3 protein-coding genes and 1 pseudogene are annotated in these 4,932 nt (G+C 72.6%); all 4 read right to left on the bottom strand.

Features of this window, described 5'->3' with window-relative positions:
* Positions 1–82, bottom strand: a pseudogene (locus ACFCX4_RS34695) (ABC transporter ATP-binding protein); the annotation flags it as partial.
* Between the two features lie 431 nt (positions 83–513).
* Positions 514–2,109 (bottom strand): FAD-dependent oxidoreductase, encoded by a 1,596-nt coding sequence (locus tag ACFCX4_RS34690; RefSeq protein WP_376151205.1) that lies wholly within the window; start codon positions 2,107–2,109, stop codon positions 514–516.
* A 146-nt stretch (positions 2,110–2,255) separates the two neighbouring features.
* Positions 2,256–3,776: a glycerol kinase GlpK gene (gene glpK, locus ACFCX4_RS34685; protein ID WP_376151203.1), complete on the bottom strand. Its 1,521-nt coding sequence runs from the start codon at positions 3,774–3,776 to the stop codon at positions 2,256–2,258.
* A 92-nt stretch (positions 3,777–3,868) separates the two neighbouring features.
* Positions 3,869–4,588 (bottom strand): MIP/aquaporin family protein, encoded by a 720-nt coding sequence (locus ACFCX4_RS34680; protein WP_376151201.1) that lies wholly within the window; start codon positions 4,586–4,588, stop codon positions 3,869–3,871.
* Between the last annotated feature and the right edge of the window lie 344 nt (positions 4,589–4,932).

The raw sequence follows: 4,932 nt of genomic DNA, 5'->3' as shown, positions 1-4,932 counted from the left end.
CCTCGGGGTGGATCTCGTAGGGCTCGCCGATGATGTCGCCGACCGTCATGCGGGGGTTGTGCGAGGTGTACGGGTCCTGGAACCCTCGGGGGGCGCCCGCCCTTCCGTCGTCCGGCGCGTCGGCCCTGCGGCACGGCCGGCGGCAGCGTGGCACCCGGGAGGGCCGGGCCGGGGCCCGGGTGGGCGGCGCGGCGGCCTCCTGCGGATCGCTCTCCCGCATCGGCACCCGCAGACGGTCCTCCCCGCCGTTCCCGTCCAGCCGCAGCCGCAGCCGCAGCCGCAGCCTCAGCCCCAGCCGCTCGACCCGCAGGGTGCGCGCGAAGGACGGCACCACCGACCGCCGCACCGAACCCCCGCCGTGGAACTCCGCGGTGACCGGGCCGCCCGCCCCTCACGGAAGCCGCGCACCCGGTCCTCCGCACTGCTCCGGTCGGCGGCGTTCCCACAGGTCAGCGGGTACGCCGACGGGCGGGCGCCCCCGAGGGGAGCGCCCGCCCGCCGTGCCGTTCGTGCCTACTGGGCCCCGCGCTTCGCCAGGAAGGCCTCGACCTCGGCGCGGATCTCCGGGGTGTCCAGGCCCCGGACGGTCATCGTGGTGCGGCGCCGCAGCACGTCGTCCGCGGTGTACGCCCACTCGTGGTCGGCCGCGTAGGCGACCTGCGCCCACACGTCCGGGCCGTCCTCGTGGATCGGCCGGCCGAGCTCCGGGTTCTCGTCGATCATCCGGGCGATGTCGAAGGACAGCGTGCCGTAGTGGCCGGCGAGGTGCCTGGCGACCAGCGGCTCCATCCGCGAGCCCGGCTCCCGGTCGATCAGCAGGCGGTGCGCCACGGCGTTCGGCGCGCCGACGCCGGGCAGCGGCACGGTCGGGGCGATCGGCGAGATGTCCTCGCCGAGCGAGGTGCCCGGCACGTGGGCCAGCTTCTCCAGCACGGTGCGGCCGATGTGGCGGTAGGTGGTCCACTTGCCGCCGGCGACCGACAGCATGCCGCCCTTGCCCTCGGTGACGACCGTCTCGCGCTTGGCGGCGGCGGTGTCGCCCGGGCCGCCCGGCAGCACCCGCAGACCGGCGAAGGTGTAGGTGATCAGGTCGCGGTCGAGGTGCTCGTCGCGGATCGCGTGCGCGGCCTCGCCGAGGATCTGGTCGACGTCCGCCTCGGTGGCCCGGACGTCCTTCGGGTCGCCGGTGTACTCCTCGTCGGTGGTGCCGAGCAGGACGTGGTCCTCCCACGGGATGGCGAAGGAGACGCGGTACTTGTCGATCGGGATGGTCAGCGCGGCGCGCCACGGCGAGCGGCGCTTGACCACCACGTGGGCGCCCTTGGAGAGGCGGATCGACGGCGCGGCGCCGGCGTCCTCCATCCGGCGCAGGTGGTCCACCCACGGGCCGGTGGCGTTGAGCACCAGGCGGGCGTCGACGCCGAACTCGGTGCCGTCCATGCGGTCCTTCAGGTCGGCGCCGGTGACCCGGCCGCCGGTGAAGCGCAGCCCGGTGACCTCGGCGTGGTTGAGCACCACCGCCCCGGCCTCGACGGCCGCCCGCACGGTCATCACCGCGACGCGCGAGTCGTTCATCTGGTGGTCGCCGTACACGGCCACCGAGCGCAGGCCCTCGGTGCGCAGCGCGGGCACCTGCTGGGCGGCGTGCGCGGCCGTGGAGACCCGGCCCATGCCGTCGCGGAAGGCGGACAGCGCCGAGTACAGGAAGACGCCGGCGCCGAGCTTGGGCGCGCTGTGCGGGCCGCCCTTGTAGACCGGCACGAAGAAGGTCAGCGGGTTGACCAGGTGCGGCGCGACGTCGGTGGAGAGCGCGCGGCGCTCCTTGTGGTTCTCGGCGACCAGCTTGACCGCGCCGGTCTGCAGGTAGCGCAGCCCGCCGTGGACCAGCTTGGAGGAGGCGCTGGAGGTGGCACCGGCGAAGTCGCCGGCGTCGACCATGGCGACCTTCAGACCGGCCTGCGAGGCGGTCCAGGCCACGGCGGTGCCGAGGATGCCGCCCCCGATCACCAGCAGGTCGTAGGTGGCCCGGCCGAGCAGCTCGCGGGTCTCGGCGCGGGAGGCGGTGCGGCCGGCGGTCAGCTCGGCGCCCAGGGTCGGAATGGTTGCCATGGTGTGTGTACGGCGCGCGGGTCGGGCGGCGCCGTTACTCCTCTCGGTGTGCGTACGGTCCCGGCGGAGGGACCGGTCGGCCCGGTGCGGCGGGCCGGTGGAACGGAGCGGGCCGGCCGGGGCGGGTGCCCCGACCGGCTTCGCGGTCAGCTGTTCTCGTCCTCCTCCACCCAGCCCATGGTGCGCTCGACGGCCTTGAGCCACTTCTTGTACTCGCGCTCCCGGGTGGCCTCGTCCATGCGGGGGGTCCACTCGGCGGCGCGGTGCCAGTTGGCCCGCAGGGTGTCGAGGTCGCTCCAGAAGCCGACCGCCAGGCCGGCCGCGTAGGCGGCGCCCAGGGCGGTGGTCTCGGCCACGTACGGGCGCTCGACCGGGGCGTCCAAAACGTCGGCGATGTTCTGCATGAGCAGGTTGTTGCTGGTCATGCCGCCGTCGACCTTGAGGGCGGTGAGCTCGACCCCGGAGTCCTTCTGCATGGCGTCGACGACCTCGCGGGTCTGCCAGGCGGTGGCCTCCAGGACGGCCCGGGCCAGGTGGCCCTTGGTGACGTACCGGGTGAGGCCGGCGATCACCCCGCGGGCGTCGGAGCGCCAGTACGGGGCGAACAGGCCGGAGAAGGCCGGGACGAAGTAGGCGCCGCCGTTGTCCTCGACCGTGTTGGCCAGGGTCTCGATCTCGGCGGCGGTGGAGATGATGCCGAGCTGGTCGCGCAGCCACTGGACGAGCGAGCCGGTGACGGCGATCGACCCCTCCAGGGCGTACACCGGGGCCTGGTCGCCGATCCGGTAGCCGACCGTGGTCAGCAGGCCGTGGTACGAGTTGACGATCTTCTCGCCGGTGTTCAGCAGCAGGAAGGTGCCGGTGCCGTAGGTGGACTTGGCCTCGCCCTCGTCGAAGCAGGTCTGGCCGAACAGCGCGGCCTGCTGGTCGCCGAGCGCGGAGGCGACCGGCACGCCGGCCAGGTCGCCGACGGCCTCGCCGTACACCTCGGCGGAGGAGCGGATCTCCGGCAGGACGGCCATCGGCACGCCCATCGACTCGGCGATGCCCTCGTCCCAGGCCAGCGTCTTGAGGTTCATCAGCATGGTGCGGCTGGCGTTGGTCACGTCGGTGACGTGCCGGCCGCCGTTCACCCCGCCGGTGAGGTTCCAGATGACCCAGGTGTCCATGGTGCCGAAGAGGATGTCGCCGGCCTCGGCGCGCTCGCGCAGGCCCTCGACGTTGTCCAGCAGCCAGCGGATCTTCGGGCCGGCGAAGTAGCTGGCCAGCGGGAGGCCGGTCTCGCGGCGGAAGCGGTCCTGGCCGACGTTGCGGCCCAGCTCGCGGCAGAGGCCCTCGGTGCGGGTGTCCTGCCACACCAGCGCGTTGTGCACCGGCTCGCCGGTGTGCCGGTCCCACAGCACGGTGGTCTCGCGCTGGTTGGTGATGCCGATGGCGCGGATGTCGTCCCTGGTCAGGCCGGCCTTCTCCAGCGCGCCGCGGACGACCGACTGCACCCGGGTCCAGATCTCGGCGGCGTCGTGCTCGACGTGGCCCGGCTGGGGGAAGATCTGCCGGTGCTCCTGCTGGTCGACGGCGACGATGCGGCCGTCGGCGCCGAAGACGATGCAGCGGCTGGACGTGGTGCCCTGGTCGATCGCGGCGATGTAGTTGCCAGTGGAGGTCATGAGGGTCCTCGGCTCGGGTCTCTGGGGGTTTGCGGGGAGGGTGGGCCTGACTCCGTGGTCAGTCCCCGTGCGCGGCGGGTTCGAACCCGGCCTCAGAACATGGCGTTGTACAGACCGCCGGCCAGCAGGCCGCCGGCGATCGGGCCGACGACCGGGACCCAGGCGTAGGACCAGTCGGAGCCGCCCTTGTTCGGGATCGGCAGCAGGGCGTGGGCGATGCGCGGGCCGAGGTCGCGGGCCGGGTTGATCGCGTAGCCGGTCGGGCCGCCCAGCGAGAGGCCGATGCCCACCACGGTGAAGGCGACCATCAGGGTGCCGGTGCCGGACTGCGAGAGCCCGCTGTTGGTGCCGATGGTGAGGATCGCGAAGCAGAGCACGAAGGTGCCGATGACCTCGGTGAGCACGTTCTGGACCGGGTTCCGGATCTCGGGCCCGGTCGAGAAGATGCCGAGGGTCGGCTCCTGGTTGGCCTGGAACTGACCGAGGTAGGCGGCCCAGACCAGCACGGCGCCGATGACCGCGCCGAGCATCTGGGAGCCGAGGTAGAGCGGCACCTGGCTCCACTCGCCGCTCTTGACGGCGAGCGCGACGGTGACGGCCGGGTTGAGGTGGGCACCGGACTTCGGCGCCGACATGTAGGCGGCGATCAGGACCGCGAAGCCCCAGCCGAAGGTGATCGCCAGCCAGCCGGCGTTGAGGGCCTTCGACTTCTTGAGGGTCACGGCGGCGCAGACGCCACCGCCGAGGAGTATCAGCGCGGCGGTGCCGAGGGTTTCGCCGACGAAAACGTCGCCGTTGGAGAACGCGGACACAAAGACTCCCTTGTCCATATGGCCCGGAGATGAGGGTGGGGGCAGGGGCCGGGCGGATCAGCGGGCGGGTGAGCGCTCTGTGGGTGTGATTCGCACGGCCATCGTTCGACAATGTCGACCGTCATGCGGAAGCTTCCTCCCCGGGTCGCCCTCCCGTCAAGGCCGGGTTACGCAGCTGTGACCCTTCGCGCGCCGTGCTACCCGGCGTCACCGGATGGATCATCGGAATTTTGGACAAAACGGTAAGGCGGGGGGGGGGGGGTGGGCCCGGCCCGGCCCGGGGGGTTTAAAAAAAAACCAGCCCCCCCGACCAATAACCATAGGGGTTGGGGGGGTGGGGGGGT

The sequence above is a fragment of the Kitasatospora sp. NPDC056327 genome (assembly GCF_042261735.1).
In the GTDB taxonomy this organism is placed as follows: domain Bacteria; phylum Actinomycetota; class Actinomycetes; order Streptomycetales; family Streptomycetaceae; genus Kitasatospora.
This window is presented reverse-complemented; position numbering and strand designations above follow the sequence as displayed.